Below are 15,934 nucleotides of genomic sequence, written 5' to 3'. Positions count from 1 at the left end.
AGGGGGTTGGCGGTCACGATACCTTCGCTCCTGCGACGGACGTCTGGGGAGGAGGGCCGCTCAGGGTCGGCCGTCCGGAACTTCGGGCGCGGCGCCCGGCCCTGGATGCGCTCCGGCCGGGCAAAGGGGCCGGCGGCGCATGGGCTGCGGCGCGTGCGCGCGGCGCTGCTCTCTGGCAAGCAGCGCACCATGGATCGGAGCAGGGATTATGGGCCCGGATCTTGGCATTCGCACGGCGCATCGCCGTGCAGGTTAGGATCCCGGTCCTTTCGAGACCGTTTCGCGGGGTCGAGGCCTCGAGACGTCGTCTCGTCTCGAGGTCCCGGACGGCTACCGCGCGACTCCCCGGCGGTCAGGCCCGCCTGGGCGGGCGCTCGGGCAGGCGCGCGGCGGCCGAGGGCGGGACCGGGTCGGTGCGCGGCGCGAAGACGGGCGACCGGTGGGGCGCCGCGCGCGTCGAGGACCGGGGCGCGAGCGTGCGGGACTCGCCCGCCGGGTCGTCGGCATCGACCGAGACCTGGACGGCGAAGCGCTGAGCGGGGCAGGCGGGATCGCGCACCTTGGTGGCGGCGCAGGGCCGAGCGGGCCGGATCTCCGCATCCGCCGTGGCCGGCAGGCCGGCGAGGAGGAGGAGCGACATCACGGCGAGCAGGGAGAGCAGCGCGGCGGAGAGCGCGGATCTGGGGGCGCGTCGGCGACGCCGGGTCTCTGTCTCGCATCCGTGGGGCACGGGCGGAAACTAAGGGATCGGGGCGGTCCGGCGCAATCGCCTGCGACATCCTGGCATGATTCCAGTGAGGGGGACGACGGAACCGGGCCGCGCGCGGACCGCGGCCGCGATTTCCCCGCCGGCTCAGGCGCTTCCCGCCGTCCGCGCGCGGCGGCCCGGTCCCGGGCGGTCGCGTCGGGCAGGTGTTGCGCGGAACACACAGGCATCGACGCCCGCCCCCGGTCCGGACCGACGGGCCAGAAGCTGCCGCAAACAGCTGGGCTTCTCCGCGCACCCTTTTGCACAGCTTGTACACAGGAGACCCTGCATGAAGATGCGCATCGCCGTGCTGGCCCTCGGGGCCGGGCTCGCGCTGGCCCCGGGGCCGGCCTCGGCCGGCCCGTTCGACAGCGGCCCGCTGGCCGACTTCATGAACATCTTCAGGACGCAGGCGATCCCGCGCGAGACCGTGGCGTATGCGGGCAAGGAGAAGCCGGGCACGATCGTGGTCTCGACCCGCCAGCGCCGGCTCTACTACGTGCTCGGCAACGGCGCGGCGGTCCGCTACGGCGTCGGCGTCGGCCGCCAGGGCTTCTCGTGGTCGGGCGTGAAGACCGTCACGATGAAGAAGGAGTGGCCGGCCTGGCGCCCGCCGGCCCAGATGCTGGCCCGCCGGCCGGACCTGCCGCGCTACATGGCCGGCGGCCAGGACAACCCGCTTGGCGCGCGCGCGCTCTATCTCGGCTCCTCGCTCTACCGCATCCACGGCTCGAACGAGCCCGAGACCATGGGGGCGGCCGTCTCCTCGGGCTGCATCCGCATGACCAACAAGGACGTGGTCGATCTCTACGACCGGGTCCGCGTCGGCACGAAGGTGGTGGTGCGCGACTGAGGCGCCAGGCCATCCGGGGCTCTGCCCCGCCTCCCAAGGGCCTGAGGCCCTTGGGGATCCCTCGGATCGCTACTTCGGCATGAAGGCCCAGTAATCGAGGTCGAGGATGACGGCCGGGTCATAGGCGTCCCCTTGGCCCTCGCCCTGGCGGTCCGGGTAGGCGCCGCAGGGCTGGTTCTTCGTCGCCACCGTGCGCAGGCGCAGCAGGCCGACGTCATCGCGGCCGACGTCGGCGGTGTCGAGGACCTCGCTCCAGGCGTAGACGGTGTCGCCCGAGAACAGCGGCGCCACGTGCCGGCCCGCGTTGATGCCGGCGAGCGCGAAGGCGTTGGCGAGCCCGTTGAAGCTGAGCGCGCGGGCGAGCGAGATGACGTGGCCGCCGTAGATCAGCCGCTTCCCGAAGCGGGTGTCCTTCGCCGCGTGGTTGTCGAAATGCACCTTGGCGGTGTTCTGGAACAGGCGCGTGGCGATCTGGTGCTCGGCCTCCTCGACGGTCATGCCGTCGACATGGTCGATGCGCTCGCCCCGGGCATAGTCGCCGAAGCGGTGCGGGCTGCCCGCGAGGTCGAGGTCGTAGGCGGCCACGTCCAGGCGGGGCAGGGCGCCCGCGAGATCCTGCGGATCGACCACCTTGGCGAGGCTCGGCACGTGCTCCTCGGCGATCCGCGCCTCCGGGTCGCGCTTGCGCACGAGCACCCAGCGGCAATAGCTCAGCACCGTCTCGCCGGCGGCATCCGAACCGACCGAGCGCACGTAGACCACGCCCGTCTGGCGGTTCGAGCTCTCCTTGAGGCCGATCACCTCGGAGACGGTGGAGAGCGTCTCGCCCGGATAGACCGGCCGGCGGAAACCGCCCTCGGCGTAGCCGAGGTTGGCCACCGCGTTCAGCGAGATGTCCGGCACGGTCTTGCCGAAGACCACGTGGAAGGTGAGCAGGTCGTCGAGCGGGCTCCGCGGATAGCCGAGGCCTTGCGCGAAGGCGTCCGAGGACTGCACGGCGAAGCGCGGCCCGTAAAGGGCGGTGTAGAGCGCCACGTCGCCCGCGGTCACGGTCCGCGGCGTGGCGTGCCGGATGGTCTCGCCGAGGCGGTAATCCTCGAAGAAGCGGCCGGGATTGGTCTTCATGGGCGTTTCCTTGGCCATTGTTGTTCGTTGGACGGCGGGCGCCGCCGGCTCAGACCAGGAAGCGCACGAGATCGACGGTGATCAGGCGCTGCACGAAGAGCAGCAGCAGGATCAGGATGACGGGCGAGATGTCCACGCCGCCGAGGTTCGGCAGCAGGTTGCGGATCGGGCGCAGCACCGGCTCGGTGAGGCGATAGAGCACCTCGCCGATCTGGGCGACGATGGGGTTGCGCACGTTCACCACGTTGAAGGCCACGAGCCAGCTCAGCACGGCACTCGCGATGAGGACGTAGATGAAGAGGTTGATGACCGTGTTGATGAGCCAGAGCAGGGCATACATGCGCGGCGTCGTATCCTCGGATCTGGGCGCCGCCGGTGGCCCGCACAGGCGGCGCGTCGAAAGGTTCAAAATCGGGAATTGACAGGCTGAGCCGCCCAAGCCTACAAGGCCGGCGTCCCGGACGGGGCTGTAGCTCAGATGGGAGAGCGCCGCAATCGCACTGCGGAGGTCAGGGGTTCGAATCCCCTCAGCTCCACCACCGACTTTCGCTTGAAAATTGGTGTGTGGCATCAAGGACTTGGGGAGTGGCAGCTCCCGGATAAATCCCAATTCCTCCCACGCTTCCGTTTCGCTAAATCCCAGGCGTGGTCCGGTTTTCGACAGGATATCCACACCACCCCCGCGCAGCTACGGGGCAACCCTTGCTGTGCCTGACCCACGCCGTGCGCGTTGGTAGAGGGCGCGCCGGCCGGTGAATATCGAAGCCTGCACCGGCTTGGCGGGACCGCCGTCGTCCGGACCGGATGATCCAGGGATTCCGAGCGGCGGGGGCTACAAGGCCGCGCCGAGCCCGATTCGGAGGCGGTACTGCCACGTCAGCGAGAGGCAGACGCCTTCGAGGCTGGCCCAGATGTGGGCCGCATCCACGCCGAGCTGGAACAGGTTGCGCTGGAAGACCGCGCGGGTGTCCCGCGGGATCTCGAAGCTGTTCTCCGCCATGCCGGGCGGCGTCCACGCCGAGGCCGGATCGGGGTGGGCCGAGAACAGGCCCTTCTGGCTCGCGATGCGGGGCGCCAGGGCGGAGGGCAGCAGGAAGCCGACCTCGGCGATCTCGAAGGGGCCGGGACCCCGCTCGGGGTCGATCATGGAACTGCCGCCGAGCGGATGCGCGTACACGATGGCGTCCTCGTTCGCGGGCTGGCTGGCAACGGCGAAGAAGCAGGCGATGAGCGGATTGGTCGTCCAGTCGAGCAAGCGGGTCGGGAGACCGTAATGCTGACCCAGCGCCAGCCAGTCCCAATCCGTCGCCCCGGGCATCGCGACGTGCAGCCTGGCCTCGCGCTTGAAATCCTGGAACAGTTGCCGTTCGTGGCGCGGGTCGAACTCGGCGCCCCGGCCGGCGCTGGGCTTGCACTCGAAGGCCTTCGACGCGCAGCCGCGGAACACCCATCGTGAGTTCATGCGTGCCGCCAGGAAGGCGTGGAACGCCTGCCAGCGCTCCTGCGCCGGCCCGCCCTCTCCATCGCCGGACCCCGATGGTCCGGACGGGGACGGCGTGCGATCAGGCGCCCGCAGGCGCGCCGGAGCGGGTGGAAACCGTGGCGGCCTCAACGGGTGCCCTCCCGGCCGCCGATCACCGCAGGCATGCCACACACGTCCGGTAGAGCGCCGTGGCGAGATCGTGCGTCACCTCGCAGCCGCTTCCCGAGAACATCGTCAAATCCCCGCCGGAGGCCGTCTCGGCGAGCAGCACCACCGGCATGCCGTTGGCTTGCGCGTAGCCGACGTGAAGGTTCGTCCCGAGGTCGGCGACGTCGCCCAGGGCTAGGAGGGCTGAATGGGGCACGCGAGGCCGGGGCGGCCAATTCGCTCGCGTGGGTGAGCGGGGGCCGTCGTCCGCAAACGCCGTCTCCGTCCTGAACCCGAGCGCGTCGAGGTAAGCGGCCGCCTCGTCGAAGAGCCATCTTTGGGCCATGGTCCGGCGCGGTCCGGACAGGTAGACCCGGCAACCCGACGCGGGGCGCCCGGGCACCGCCTCCATCCCTTCGAGCTCGTCCGGCGGAGGCAGCGGCAACCGAGCCCCGTCGTTGAACCACGCCACGCAGCGGGACGCGAGGTCGGCCGCCCCCACGGCGTCGAAGCCACGCTCGCCCCAATAATGCGCGAAGGCCGCGCAGAAGACGTCGCCGGCCCCGATCCTGAACCAGCGGCGGGCGGCGTACGCCGGCACCGGGATGCCGGGGGCGTCGCCCCGGTACACCGTGGCACCGCCGAATGCGTGGCGCGACACGACGAGCGTGGCGCCCTCGCGGGCCATGACGCCGGTCGCGGCGTCGCGCGGGTCCGGGAGCGGCCCGAGCCGGACCAAGTCGGCATCCTGCACCACGTAGGCGAGTTGCTCCGTCGCCCGCGAGCCGGAACGCACGAAGGAGGACGCGGGGTCGGCGGAGCGCGGGTCGTAGACCGCCCGGCCGGCCGTGAGCCGGGCCGTGCCCTCCAGCATGCCGAACCCGAGCACGACGTCGCCGGTGACGGCCAGGTCGGCGTAGCGCCGGCCGGCCTCGGGAACCCAGCTCTTGCGAAGGGGATGCCAATACTCGAATTCGAGCCGCTCCCCGATGGCGACGATGTCCGTCTCGACCTCGAAGGCGGCCATGGTCGCCCGGAGGTCGCCGGCCGACTCGGCGTAAGCATACGTGCTCAGGCGGGTGCCCGGGGACAGCGCGCTCACCGCCATGGCGGCGCGCGCGCCCGAACCGAACAGGCCGGCCCAGGCGGGGAACGCGCAGCTCTCGAAATATGTGCCGCCGACGACGTTCACGCCTCGGCCCTCGTGACCGTAACGGTGCAGCGCGTCGCGCCGACATCCTCGATGAGGGCCTCGAACCGCACCCCCTGGTCGAGGCAGCCGAGCAGGCTCACGAGGCCGCGGAACGCGGCGAGGGCGCCGACGGTCGCCCCGTCGGCGGTGCGGCAGACTGCGGTGCTGGCGCCCGCGCCGGCCACGAGGTCCACCTCCAACACGTCTCCGGCCTGCAGGCCGCGCGTGGCGTCGCGGCGGACACCGATCAGGTCGACCGTGAAGGTCAGGTCGCACTCGTCGGACCCTGTCCGGACCTGTCCCATGCCGTACGGCATGCGGCGGCGTTTGGGTGGGAGCCCTCCGCCCATTCGTCAACCCTCCGCCCGCGCCGCGTCCGGTCGGTCCGGGGCCGCGCGGGATGCCTTCACGTCGGACCGCAGGCCGAACGACCGCAAGGTCTCGCGATGCTTCTCGCATCCGCGGCACTGCCCGCAGGCATATTCCATGACGTGACAGGAGAATGTCGCACCGAGCGCCGAGGCGGGAAGGCCGGACGCCGCGAGAAGGGCCGGCCCGCTCAGGTGCCGTGCGGGCGCCACGACGCGCACCCCACCCTCCTGGAGCCGCATCAGTCGGTCGAGCGTCCGCAGGAATGGGGCGCGTCCGTCGGCGTGGACATCGGTCGCCACCGTTCCGATGAGGATCTCCGACAGGCCTTCCGCGACGAAGCGCATGCCTGCGAGGGTGACCAGGATCTGGTTGCGGTAGGGCCACCATTCGGGGGCACGCGCGAGCGCGGCGGGCTCCCCGCCGGCCAGGGGCCCGAGGCCAAGCCCGGACAGGTCGACCTGAAGCGTTTCGAGCCGCAGCCCGAACTCGGCCGCGATGGACGTCGCAGCCGCCCTTTCGCCCGCCGCCGGCCGCTGGCCGTAATCGACGAACAGGCAGGCGTCCGGCCTCTGCCACCAAGCGAGGGCGGTCGAATCGAGGCCGCCGGAAAACAGCAGAACCCTCATCGCAGCGAGGCCCACACGACCCGATAGAGGGCGGAGGCGAAATCGTCGACGACCTCGCAGCCGGTGCCGGCCAGCATGGTCAGGTGATGCTCGTCGAGGCGTTCGGCCAGCACGACCACTGGGATGCCGCGCGCCCGCGCATGTCCAACCTCGAAGATCGAGCCCGGGTCCGCCCCGTCGAGCAGGGCGAGCACGGCTTGGCAGCCGTCGAGCCCCGCGAGGTCGGCGGTGGCGAGGGCGACGGCGCCGCCCCCCGTGCCCACGTCGTGCAACGGCGAGAAGACAGACGCGCCGAGGGCGTGCAGCCGGTCCCGTGCCTCCTCGACGAGCCAGCGTTGGGCGATGTGGAAGAACGGGGCCGCGAGGTAGACGCGGCCGGGCTCCCCGCCCACGGGTGCGAGCGCCTGGTCGGCGAGGTCGGCGGCCGCGGGCAGCGGCAGCGAGCGCGTGTCGACGAAATGGTGGACCGCGCGCGACGCCAGGTCGGCCGCCGCCGCGGCGTCGAGGCCGCGCTCGCCCCAGTGATGCGCGAAGGCGGCGCTGAAGACGTCGCCCGAGCCGATCTTGAACACGCGGGCGGATCGATAAGCGGGCACCGCGACGGGGTCGCGACCAGGCCGGTGGACGGTCGCGCCCGAGCAGCCACGCTTGACCACGACCACGTCGGCCGCGTGCAGGGCGAGAACGGCCTCGCCTGCGGCCGGCCCCTCCTCGCCCGTCGCCCCCTCCGCCTCCCCCTCGTTCAGGACTACGGCCAGGGCCTCGGCCCGGGACCCGTTGGCGCGGAACGGGACAACGTCGTCGCCCTGCGGGTCGTGGACCGCCCGCTCCGCGGACACGACCGCGTCGCCCTCCACGAAGCCGAAACGCAGCACGACCCGCCCGTCGACCGAGAGGGCCGGGTGTCGCGTCGGCACGCCGGGCCGCAGCGTGGCCGGCGACAGGGCATGGAAGTAGCCGAAGCTGATCTCCTCGGCGATGGGCATTACCGTCGCCGTCACCCCGCAGGCGTGCATCGAGCTCTCGACGTCGCGGGCCCAGCCTGCGAAGGCATAGGTGTGAAGGCTGCTGCCCGGCGAGAGCTGCCCGACCGCCGCGGCGGCACGGCCGCCCGAACCGAACAGCCGGCGCCAGCGCGGGATCTCGCAGATCTCCAGGTAGGACCCTCCGGCGACGATCAACCCAGCACCGGTGCGATGGCGACGCGACAGAGGAGGCGGCCGACCTGCGTCACGGTCGCCGCGTAGCGGTGGTGGGTGCGCAGGCAACCGAGAAGTTCGTCGAGGCCTTCGACGTTCGCCAGCGTGCCGACCACCTGCCCGGCGGGGCGGGTACGGCACACGGCGGTCTCGAACGCACCCGCCCTGTGCAGCGCGACGTCCAGGACGTCGCCGATGCGCACGACGGCGACGACGTCGGCCCGGACCCCGGTCAGTTCGACGTCGTAACTGAGGTCGCAGGGCGAGCCCGTCGGCGCATTCCCGCCCTCCGATCCGGCGGTCGAGCTCGGCGCGCCCGGCCCTGCACCGGCCGGCGCGACCAGGCGACGGCCCGAACTTTTCTTGCTGCCCCCCGACATCCCGCTTGCCCGGCCACTGGTGAAGGAGACCTGATTTCTTATCGGCCTCCGCCGTCGCCGGTCAAACCGGTCCCCGGCCGATGTTGCGCATCGCCCGCCACATGACGGCATCGACCAGCGACGGCTTCGCGTCCAGGGCCACGCAGAACTGCAGGAAGCGCCGTTCGAGCGCCTCGTAGTCCCGCGGGAGGCGGATCGGCCGCTCGAACAGGCCGATCAGGAGGCCTGCACGGATGATGTGAATGTCGAGGATGGCGACCTCGTCCGAGCCCAGCCAGTTCCGGGTGACCCACGAGGCGGTCTTCGGACCGACGCCGGGCAGGCGCATCAGGTGGCGTCGGAAGGCCAGGGCGTCGCTCGACGGCGGAGGATCGGTCTCGATGAGCGTCAGCGCGTCGGCGAGCCTGCCCGCCCTCTGCTTCGGGAAGCGGTAGCGCACCGACCTTTCGCCGATGCGGACCGGCCTGCGCAGGAGGGCCTCGATCTCATCGGCCCCGGGACGACGGCCCGGCTCGAAGATCCCATCCGCGGCGAGCGCGCGATGGACCGCGTGGTTGACCTCGGCCGTGATGCCGTAGCCCCCGAGCAGACAGAAGCCGATCTCGTGGGCCAGGCTGACCTCCCGCCCCACGAACCCGTCGACCGGCTCGCTGGCCCGACCGACCATGAAAGCCCAGAACGCGGCACTCGGCACCCATTCCGGGCGCCCCCACCGCACCCCCGGCATCAATTCGGCCTCCGGGTCCGCGGGAATCGTCGCGACCGACCGCGTCCTCCCGGACGTCTGAGCCTGCATCCTGCGCGCCTTGATTATTCGTTATCATTCGATTTTATTGACTTCATGAGCGGAAGCAAGCGGGCGGCTGACGGCGGGGATGCGCATGCGCTGGCGATTGCCCTCGGTCGCGTGCGTCGAGAGCGCGGGCTTACGCAGGCTGCCCTTGCCAAGATCCTCGGCGCGAGCCAGGCGACCATATCGAAGCTATTGGCAGGGCAACATAAGCCTAGACCCGCGCTGCATCTCGCCGCGGTTCGGTTCATCGGTGCGCACCCGTCGGAGGATCCCGCGGCTTTCTCGAACCTGACGCTGCGCGTGGAGGCGGCTGCACGGCAGTCGGTCGCGTTCCGAGCGCTCCTGGAGGCCGCGGTGGCGCTCTTGAATGAAAACGAATAGCCGCGCCGGGCGGTGCGGCAAGGTCGGGAACCGTCGTTCTCGGCGCCGGATGGAACGTGCCCCGGGACCAGGCCGAGGCGGCGCGCCCGGGCGGCGGGACCCGGCGCCTCGATGACGAGCGCGGGTGCCGCCCCCCCCGGGCCTGGTCGCTCAAACGAATGCATCCACGGCGGGTAGGCCCCGGCATGATCGCGGCGCCCGGGCGCCGGCGGCGCTCGGCCCCTTCGGCGTGGGATGACAATGGTCCGGCGTGCGGATACGGCGTCGGCCGAGGTGTTTGCCGACTTCGAACGGATCGGCTCGCCCTCGGCCTGCCCGACGCGACGTCGCCCGGGCTACGCCATCGCCTTCCCATCGGCAGGAGCATTTGTCTCGGGGTGCCCCACGCCTTTCGCATGTTCAAGGCCATGACGGATCTCGGCTTCGCCCAGGGCGAGGCGCTCGCCGTCGGCGGATTGATGGAGATTTCCCGGCATCCCGATACCCGCTTCGACGGCGAGGCTTGCCTCGACCGGCTGTGCGAGGGAGGCTTCGCCGAAGAGGCCGCGGAGGCGGTGGCCAGCGCGTTGCGCCACTGCTTCCTGTCGGAGAAGGCCACCGCGCAGTACGAGCGGACCAAGCTGAAGACGGCGCTGGTTCGCGGCGGCATCGCCGCCGCGAAGGCGGACGCGTTCCTGACGACGCTGGAAGGTTCGGTCGTCACGCGCCGCACGGCCGAGGTCAGGCGGCCGGTTCCGCACGCTCCGAGCCCCGGCCGGGTCGTGATGTGCGATTTCACCTACCTCGTGAAGCCGGAGATGCAGAAGGAACGGCGGGCGATCGTCGTGTCCTCGCGCTCGGCCGGCGCCGCCGGGCGCTGCACGGTGGTGCCGGTGAGCAAGAGCCCGCCCCGGGAGAACAACACCCATCATTTCCGGTTCGAGCCGGGCACGTATCCCTTCTTCCACCAGACCGACCCGGTTTGGGCCGTCTGCGACCACATCTATACCGTTTCCCTGGTCCGGCTGTGGCAGGTCAACGTGAACCGCCGCCCGGCGCTGCCGTCCATCTCGCCCGCCGAGCTCGCCGGCATCCGAGCGCTCCTCGGAACCGTGCTGGGCCTCGATCATTGACCCGGCGAGGCGGATATGCGATATCCCTCTCACTCGCTGGAGGCGGGTCACACCGTCTTTTCAGCTGACCGAAGATGCTCGCCATCGGAGGTCGGGGTTTGCCCGCGGGTATTCCCCTCAAACGAAAGCTCCGCTCAGGCGGGGCTTTTTCGTTGGCGGTATGCGCCTCGAACGCACAAGGACCGCCGTACACCCACGCTGCGCTCCTTCCTGGCACACGTCACGGCCCGAGAGGCGAGAGCTTAAGCTTGGCGAGGGCCGGCCCTGCATCCGGGCGTCGGCGCCATCGGCCGACGCCGGCTAGGGCCGATCCGAGGCGGCACCCTGGCAGAACCGAACGAGGTCTGCAGGATCGACATCGTCGGATACGGCCCAGAACCAATCCAACAACTCGGGCAGCCACTGGCGACCGATGCAGCAGCGCGTGCGCCCGGGCCGACTCAGGTCGAGGCGCGACAGGGTGCCGGCCATGACCAAGCGCCGCTCTCGATGGACCAGGACGTGAAGTTCGGCACCGCTGCACGCGATCCGAACTCGGGTCTCCGGCGTGCCGACGACGAGGGCGATCTCATCGCCGCGCATCGAGTCCTTCGCTCCTAGGGAAGCGGTGCACTCGGCGAGGAACCGAACGAGCTTCGGGCCCGTGAGGCGGGCTTGGCGCGCCGGGAACCGTGCGACGAAGGGTGAGCGCTCGGAATGCGACCGGCGCGGCGGTCCGAAGTTCCGCGGCGAGGTCTCGCCGGCGAACGCGCGCCATGGCGCAGCCAGTGCCTCCAGCACGGACAACCACTCTCCAACGAGGCAGTACCCGGTCGGCGGCGCCCCATCCCTCGCGGTCAAGGAGGCAACGAGCGTTCCCCGCACGATCAGGCGAAAGGCCCGCGCGCGCGCCGCGGTGACCAGGCCGCGGATGACCATGCCGGGAGCGATCTCGTGCTCGCTCATGGTTCCGTCGGCGGCCCGGCTGCGCGGCGGCGTCACGACCGAGAGCAGGGCGACGAGAGACAGGACGTGCAGGCGACGCGCGTCGCCGAACGAGGTGGTCATGTGCGCTCCGAGTCCATGTTTGCGTTGGATGGTCGAACGGGCGGTAGGCCGCGGGCTTGCCGGGTCTCGATCTCCGCCAGCGCCCTGCCTTCCTGCGCAGGGAGCCGATCTGCGAGGCGATGGATTGGCCTTGCCATGGGCGGGCGATCAGACCCGACCCGGCCCGGCGGGACCGGACCTGCCTTTGCTGCGGGGCCTCTTCGCCGACGGGCTGTAATGCGTCCCGTCGAAGTCGACCCAACCGGCCTTGCGAAGCCGCCGCATCGCGGCCAGAAGGGAATTGTCGCGCGCCTCGGTCCGCTCGCCCCCGTCCCAGTCCCTCAGCTGTCCGAGCAGCTCCCGGGATGTCAGGGGCTTGCCTGCGCGCTTGACGAGGTCGTACGCAGCGGCGCTCACCCCCTTGAGCGGGCGGGGGGACCTCTTGGGCCGAGGACCGGCTTGCGGTGCCGCGACCTCCTTGGCGCCGGGCGGCACCTGCTGCGCAGGCTCCGGGGGTGGAGGCGGCGTGACAGCCTCGGCACCGCGCCCGATGGGCGCCGAAGCCAGCCAGTTCGCCAAGGCAGGGGGCACGGCCGCCGTTCCGGACAGGAAGGCGTCGATGACGACGCGCTTGAGCACGGGCTCCGCGTGGAGCCGCCAGTATTCCTCCGCCCGCTCCGCCGCCCAATCCGAGTCGCCCATGGTGCCGTACCTCCGTTGCGCCACACTAACCTCCGACGGTTACACGTCCACATGGATATCTAAGCGGGGTTCGAGGCGACGCGATTTATCCACAGGGAGTTTCGCGTCACGGCGGAGGGATGGCCACAGCGAATTGCAGAGATCCTGGTGGACGTGGGTCGGCCGCCGCCGAGGAGCAGGCGACAACATACCCGACCGCTTCCGCGCTCGGCGACGGAACCGTCGCCCAGGTCGCGGACCAAGTCGCCGCCTGGGCGGCGGCGTTGAAGGGGCAAGGCGCCTTTCCAGCCGGACCTCGTCCTGGCCGGGGCGACCCGACGAAGCTTCCGACGCGGCGTTGCCTTGACCGCTCCGTAGCGAGCTGAATCCATTGGCTCACCGTACGCAGTCCCATGGTCCGCGATGTTCCGCCCGTCCTCGATCTTCTTCGCAAACCGCAAGGTGCACGCCCTGCGCGCGCAACTCGCCAATGTCCGGCAGCCTATCGCCGAGGCGACCGCTCGACAGGTCGTCGCGCTGGCGTGGGGGTGGCAGTCCTGGAGCGAGTTGCTTTCGGCGCTTGAGACGCCCGGCACGCCCACGCCGCTCGACGAGGAACTCGTCGGCCCGGATGCCCGGGCCGGGGCCATGGGCCTCCTCAACACGCGTATCGTGGGACAGCGCAGCAAGAGTTCCAGCTGCGCTCTCCAGACCGTCGTCGGCCTGCCGCCGCCGGTTTGCCTATCGCTGAGCGCCTTCCTGCGCCTGACCGGACGTCATCCCGTCGGCACTTGGCTGACACCTGAAGCATACCGTGAATTGTATGAGGCGTCCGTCGCGCCGAGGCCGGATTGGGCCCTGGATCTCCTGGACCATCAGCGACGGTCGCGGGAGGCGCCGCAGCGGTTTCCGCTTCCGCCGGATCGACCACGCTGATCGAAGGGCTCCGACGTGCCGGTCACGTCGCCCGGGGCGGGCCAGCGGTTTCGGGCGGAACGGTCACGACTTGGATCGAGTGGTCGAGCCATCGCCAGCCCCCCCGCGAGCCGCGGATCGTGGCAAGCTGCCGAGATGGCCGGCCGGTCTGCCGGGTTCCGCTCGCGACCGACCGTACGGGCGTGGCTCATGCGCTGCTATACCCATATCGACGCCTCGCTGGCTTGAGACCTGCGCATGCGTCGTCGGCGAGGACGACGGCATCATCAGCGAAGCCAATATCGCGCGTGCGCGGCGGCGTCGCTGGGTGGCCTCGGCCTGTCGCTGATCGGCTGCGGACAGGAGACGGGCGCTGGCGGGCCGGCCGTGCGGGCGGATGACCGAAGTCGCGGTGTTCCACGTCGTGTGCATGGACGTGCGTCGCGCCCGCGGGGCGATGGCCCATGAGGGCGCACGGGATCACACGGATGCTGCGCACTGGCTGGTTTCGGTAAGCGCTCGGCCGCGGTGCTCCGATTGCTGCGGTTAGCAGACTTGAACACCAATCTAGCGACAAGGCGGCGGCAGCCATGCATCACACGAAACTGCCGAGATGCCGTTCTTCGTTTCGGTTTCCGGGCCCGGGCGTAGGAGGCCAGTTATCTACTGCAGGATCCTGAGGACACATAAACACCCAACATCAAAAAAACGCGCATGTACAGATAGATATCGCAGAGAGCAGACATTTGGGCGACCGGTCTCCGCTGGCTCCCAAGCGGAGGCTCGGGAGCCAGCGGAGACCGTTCGCCCAATTGCGAGATGTCTGCCAAAAATTATTCAAAGATCAATGACATCGGGCGATTTGCGAGGACTTGCGGTCGCCAGAGGCCGACGTGGACGGATCATTGCCGCCAGGAGTGTGGTGCCGAACCGGCCACCTCATTTGGTCAACCCGGCATTCCGGTGCCGAGCACCATTATTCTGCACTGAAGCAACCTAGAGCGAAGAAGGGGGGCCGTTTCGAAGGCGGCCCTTCGGCTTGGCTGCTGAAGCGAAGCACCTGTTCTTCGAGCCCGCCTCGGCCTCGCCGGGGATGCCGACCGCTTCCGGTCGTGTGCCCCACAAGGCGCCTGCCAAACCGACGTTCGCGAGCGCGAGCACCGCCAGAAGGGCATAGGCCAAATCGGGGCCGCCGTAGGTGAGGACCGTGGCCCCCAGCGACGGAGCAAGAGCCTGGGCGATCAGGCTCGGCCGGGCGAGCCGCCCCGCCAGAACCGGGTAGCGTTCCGACCCGAACAGGGCGAGCGGCACCGTGCCTCTCGCGATCGAGTAGATCCCGTTGCCGGCACCGTAGAGCACCAAGGCGATGCCGACCGCAGGAATGCCCACTGCCAGGATTGCCAGCCCGAGCGCCACGAGGGCCATGGCCACGTTTAGCGTCCAGAGCGGGTGGTGCCGCCCCTTATTGGCCATCTCGATAACGCGGGCTCCGACCTGGGACGGCCCGATCAGGGCGCCGTAGGATACGGCGGCGGCAAAGGCCACGCCGCGTGCCTGCAGCAAGGTAATCAGGTGGACCGAGATCAACGTCATCACGGTGCCGCCGAAAACCAACACGCCGGCCATCAGCGCGAAGGCGCGCCGTTCCCGCGAGGTGAGCGGCGCTTCGCCAAGGTGTTTTACGTCCCCGCCGTTAGCCAAGGCAGGCGCCTCAGGGATCAGACCGAGCACCAGGGGAAGCGTGACGAAGAGGTGCAGCCCGGCATAGGCAAGACATGTCGAGCGCCAGCCGACCTGCTCGACGAGAAGGGCCGAGAGCGGCCAGCAGACGGTGCTGGCGAACCCACCCCATAGGGTCAGGGTGGTGATGGCCGGGCGCGCCTCGTCGCCGTAGAGCCGGCCGAGGGTGGCGAAGGCCGGGTCGTAGAGGCCGCAGCCCATCCCGAGCCCAATGACCAGCCAGCCGGACAGGAACACCGGAAGGTTCGGTGCCAGTCCGATCACCAAGTGGCCACCCGCTAGCAGCAAGGCCGCCGATACAAGGACCGGCCGACCCCCGTGCCGGTGGATGGCGATTCCGACCCGGGGCGAGGCGATTGCCGCCACCAGCAGGCCGATGGACAGCCCCCCGACCACCCATGCGAGCGGCCAACCCGTGTCGGCGGCGATGGGCCCCGCCAGCACCGCCGGCAAGTAGAAGGACGAGCCCCAGGCGAGGATCTCCACCACGCCCAGGGCCGAGATGACGACGAGGCGGTTGTGGACCTCAGACCTCACGGGAGGCAGGCTTCAGCGCCGCTGCCTTGCCGGCCGCGCCACGCTCGTACCAGCCCTGCGAGCGGTTCACGATCCATACGACGGAAAGCATGACTGGGACCTCGATGAGGACGCCGACCACGGTGGCCAGCGCCGCGCCCGAGTTGAAGCCGAACAGGCTGATCGCGGCCGCCACCGCGAGCTCGAAGAAGTTCGAGGCGCCAATCAGTGCCGAGGGCCCGGCCACGCAGTGCTGCTCCCCGGCGACCCGGTTCAGGAGGTAGGCCAGCCCCGAGTTCAGGTAAACCTGGATGAGGATGGGGACCGCGAGCAGCCCGATGACCGCGGGCTGGGCCAGGATCTGCTCGCCCTGGAAGCCGAACAGCAGCACCAGGGTCGCCAGAAGTGCGGCGAGCGAGGTGGGCCCGAGCCTGGCGAGCAGCCGGTCGAGGGCGGCCCGCCCGCCGGAGGCCAGGAGGCCACGGCGGATCACTTGCGCGACGACGACCGGGATGACGATGTAGAGCGCCACCGACAACACCAGCGTCCCCCAAGGCACGGTGATGGCCGAGAGCCCGAGAAGCAGGCCAACGATGGGGGCGAAGGCCACCACCATGATGGTGTCGTTGAGCGCCACCTGGCTCA

At 70.3% G+C, this 15,934-nt stretch carries 17 protein-coding genes, 1 tRNA gene and 1 pseudogene; 5 read left to right on the top strand and 14 right to left on the bottom strand.

Annotation, left to right across the window (positions count from 1 at the left end; all coding sequences use genetic code 11):
- Window positions 1–352 precede the first annotated feature (352 nt).
- Window positions 353–640 carry a hypothetical protein gene (locus AX737_RS37870; protein ID WP_156453523.1) on the bottom strand — a complete coding sequence of 96 codons (288 nt, stop codon included), beginning with the start codon at window positions 638–640 and terminating at the stop codon, window positions 353–355.
- Window positions 641–1,037: 397 nt separating this feature from the next.
- Here AX737_RS37870 and AX737_RS37865 point away from each other — a divergent pair, with 397 nt between their 5' ends.
- Window positions 1,038–1,601, top strand: a complete 564-nt coding sequence (locus AX737_RS37865; protein WP_066919287.1) for a L,D-transpeptidase — start codon at window positions 1,038–1,040, stop codon at window positions 1,599–1,601.
- 69 nt (window positions 1,602–1,670) lie between these two features.
- Here the strand turns inward: AX737_RS37865 and AX737_RS37860 are convergent, their stop codons facing one another.
- Both AX737_RS37860 and AX737_RS37855 read right to left on the bottom strand, forming a co-directional pair.
- Window positions 1,671–2,726 (bottom strand): MaoC family dehydratase, encoded by a 1,056-nt coding sequence (locus AX737_RS37860; protein ID WP_066919285.1) that lies wholly within the window; start codon window positions 2,724–2,726, stop codon window positions 1,671–1,673.
- A 49-nt stretch (window positions 2,727–2,775) separates the two neighbouring features.
- A complete protein-coding gene (locus AX737_RS37855) occupies window positions 2,776–3,066 on the bottom strand; it encodes a YggT family protein (protein ID WP_066919283.1) in 291 nt (96 codons plus the stop codon).
- A 123-nt stretch (window positions 3,067–3,189) separates the two neighbouring features.
- On the opposite strand from AX737_RS37855, the gene AX737_RS37850 reads away from it, so the two are divergent.
- Window positions 3,190–3,265, top strand: a tRNA-Ala gene (locus AX737_RS37850).
- A 293-nt stretch (window positions 3,266–3,558) separates the two neighbouring features.
- Here AX737_RS37850 and AX737_RS37845 read toward each other — a convergent pair.
- The 7 genes from AX737_RS37845 to AX737_RS37815 all read right to left on the bottom strand — a co-directional run bounded on the left by AX737_RS37845 (window position 3,559) and on the right by AX737_RS37815 (window position 8,852).
- Complete coding sequence (locus AX737_RS37845) at window positions 3,559–4,188, bottom strand: FRG domain-containing protein (RefSeq protein ID WP_003604313.1); 630 nt, start codon at window positions 4,186–4,188, stop codon at window positions 3,559–3,561.
- Between the two features lie 172 nt (window positions 4,189–4,360).
- Window positions 4,361–5,548 carry a carbohydrate kinase family protein gene (locus AX737_RS37840; RefSeq protein ID WP_012455858.1) on the bottom strand — a complete coding sequence of 396 codons (1,188 nt, stop codon included), beginning with the start codon at window positions 5,546–5,548 and terminating at the stop codon, window positions 4,361–4,363.
- Entirely contained in the window at window positions 5,545–5,865 is a 321-nt protein-coding gene (locus AX737_RS37835; RefSeq protein ID WP_017484369.1) for a hypothetical protein, read from the bottom strand. Before AX737_RS37835 ends, AX737_RS37840 begins: the two co-directional genes overlap by 4 nt.
- 36 nt (window positions 5,866–5,901) lie before the next feature.
- Entirely contained in the window at window positions 5,902–6,546 is a 645-nt protein-coding gene (locus AX737_RS37830; protein WP_003604316.1) for a 7-cyano-7-deazaguanine synthase, read from the bottom strand.
- Window positions 6,543–7,727 (bottom strand): PfkB family carbohydrate kinase, encoded by a 1,185-nt coding sequence (locus tag AX737_RS37825; protein ID WP_003604317.1) that lies wholly within the window; start codon window positions 7,725–7,727, stop codon window positions 6,543–6,545. The genes AX737_RS37830 and AX737_RS37825 overlap by 4 nt, the downstream gene beginning before the upstream one ends.
- The gene (locus tag AX737_RS37820; protein ID WP_003604318.1) at window positions 7,724–8,125 is read right to left on the bottom strand and encodes a hypothetical protein; all 402 of its coding nucleotides are present in this window, start codon (window positions 8,123–8,125) and stop codon (window positions 7,724–7,726) included. The genes AX737_RS37825 and AX737_RS37820 overlap by 4 nt, the downstream gene beginning before the upstream one ends.
- Window positions 8,126–8,186: 61 nt before the next feature.
- Window positions 8,187–8,852: a hypothetical protein gene (locus AX737_RS37815; RefSeq protein ID WP_012455859.1), complete on the bottom strand. Its 666-nt coding sequence runs from the start codon at window positions 8,850–8,852 to the stop codon at window positions 8,187–8,189.
- 114 nt (window positions 8,853–8,966) lie between these two features.
- On the opposite strand from AX737_RS37815, the gene AX737_RS37810 reads away from it, so the two are divergent.
- Complete coding sequence (locus AX737_RS37810) at window positions 8,967–9,299, top strand: helix-turn-helix transcriptional regulator (protein ID WP_003604320.1); 333 nt, start codon at window positions 8,967–8,969, stop codon at window positions 9,297–9,299.
- Between the two features lie 377 nt (window positions 9,300–9,676).
- Complete coding sequence (locus tag AX737_RS37805; protein WP_003596782.1) at window positions 9,677–10,411, top strand: type II toxin-antitoxin system PemK/MazF family toxin; 735 nt, start codon at window positions 9,677–9,679, stop codon at window positions 10,409–10,411.
- Between the two features lie 300 nt (window positions 10,412–10,711).
- Here the strand turns inward: AX737_RS37805 and AX737_RS37800 are convergent, their stop codons facing one another.
- A complete protein-coding gene (locus tag AX737_RS37800; RefSeq protein WP_245293393.1) occupies window positions 10,712–11,356 on the bottom strand; it encodes a hypothetical protein in 645 nt (214 codons plus the stop codon).
- 249 nt (window positions 11,357–11,605) lie between these two features.
- A complete protein-coding gene (locus tag AX737_RS37795; RefSeq protein WP_012455862.1) occupies window positions 11,606–12,139 on the bottom strand; it encodes a hypothetical protein in 534 nt (177 codons plus the stop codon).
- Between the two features lie 402 nt (window positions 12,140–12,541).
- On the opposite strand from AX737_RS37795, the gene AX737_RS37790 reads away from it, so the two are divergent.
- A complete protein-coding gene (locus tag AX737_RS37790; protein WP_012455863.1) occupies window positions 12,542–13,054 on the top strand; it encodes a hypothetical protein in 513 nt (170 codons plus the stop codon).
- A 975-nt stretch (window positions 13,055–14,029) separates the two neighbouring features.
- On the opposite strand, the gene AX737_RS37785 is transcribed toward AX737_RS37790, so the two are convergent.
- Together AX737_RS37785 and AX737_RS37780 are read right to left on the bottom strand one after the other, a co-directional pair.
- Complete coding sequence (locus AX737_RS37785) at window positions 14,030–15,310, bottom strand: MFS transporter (RefSeq protein ID WP_012455864.1); 1,281 nt, start codon at window positions 15,308–15,310, stop codon at window positions 14,030–14,032.
- Window positions 15,300–15,934: pseudogene (locus AX737_RS37780) on the bottom strand (arsenical-resistance protein); the annotation flags it as partial. The pseudogene AX737_RS37780 and the gene AX737_RS37785, both read right to left, overlap by 11 nt.

Source organism: Methylobacterium sp. CCH5-D2, from assembly GCF_001556475.1.
Classification (GTDB): Bacteria; Pseudomonadota; Alphaproteobacteria; order Rhizobiales; family Beijerinckiaceae; genus Methylobacterium; species Methylobacterium hispanicum.
This window is presented reverse-complemented; position numbering and strand designations above follow the sequence as displayed.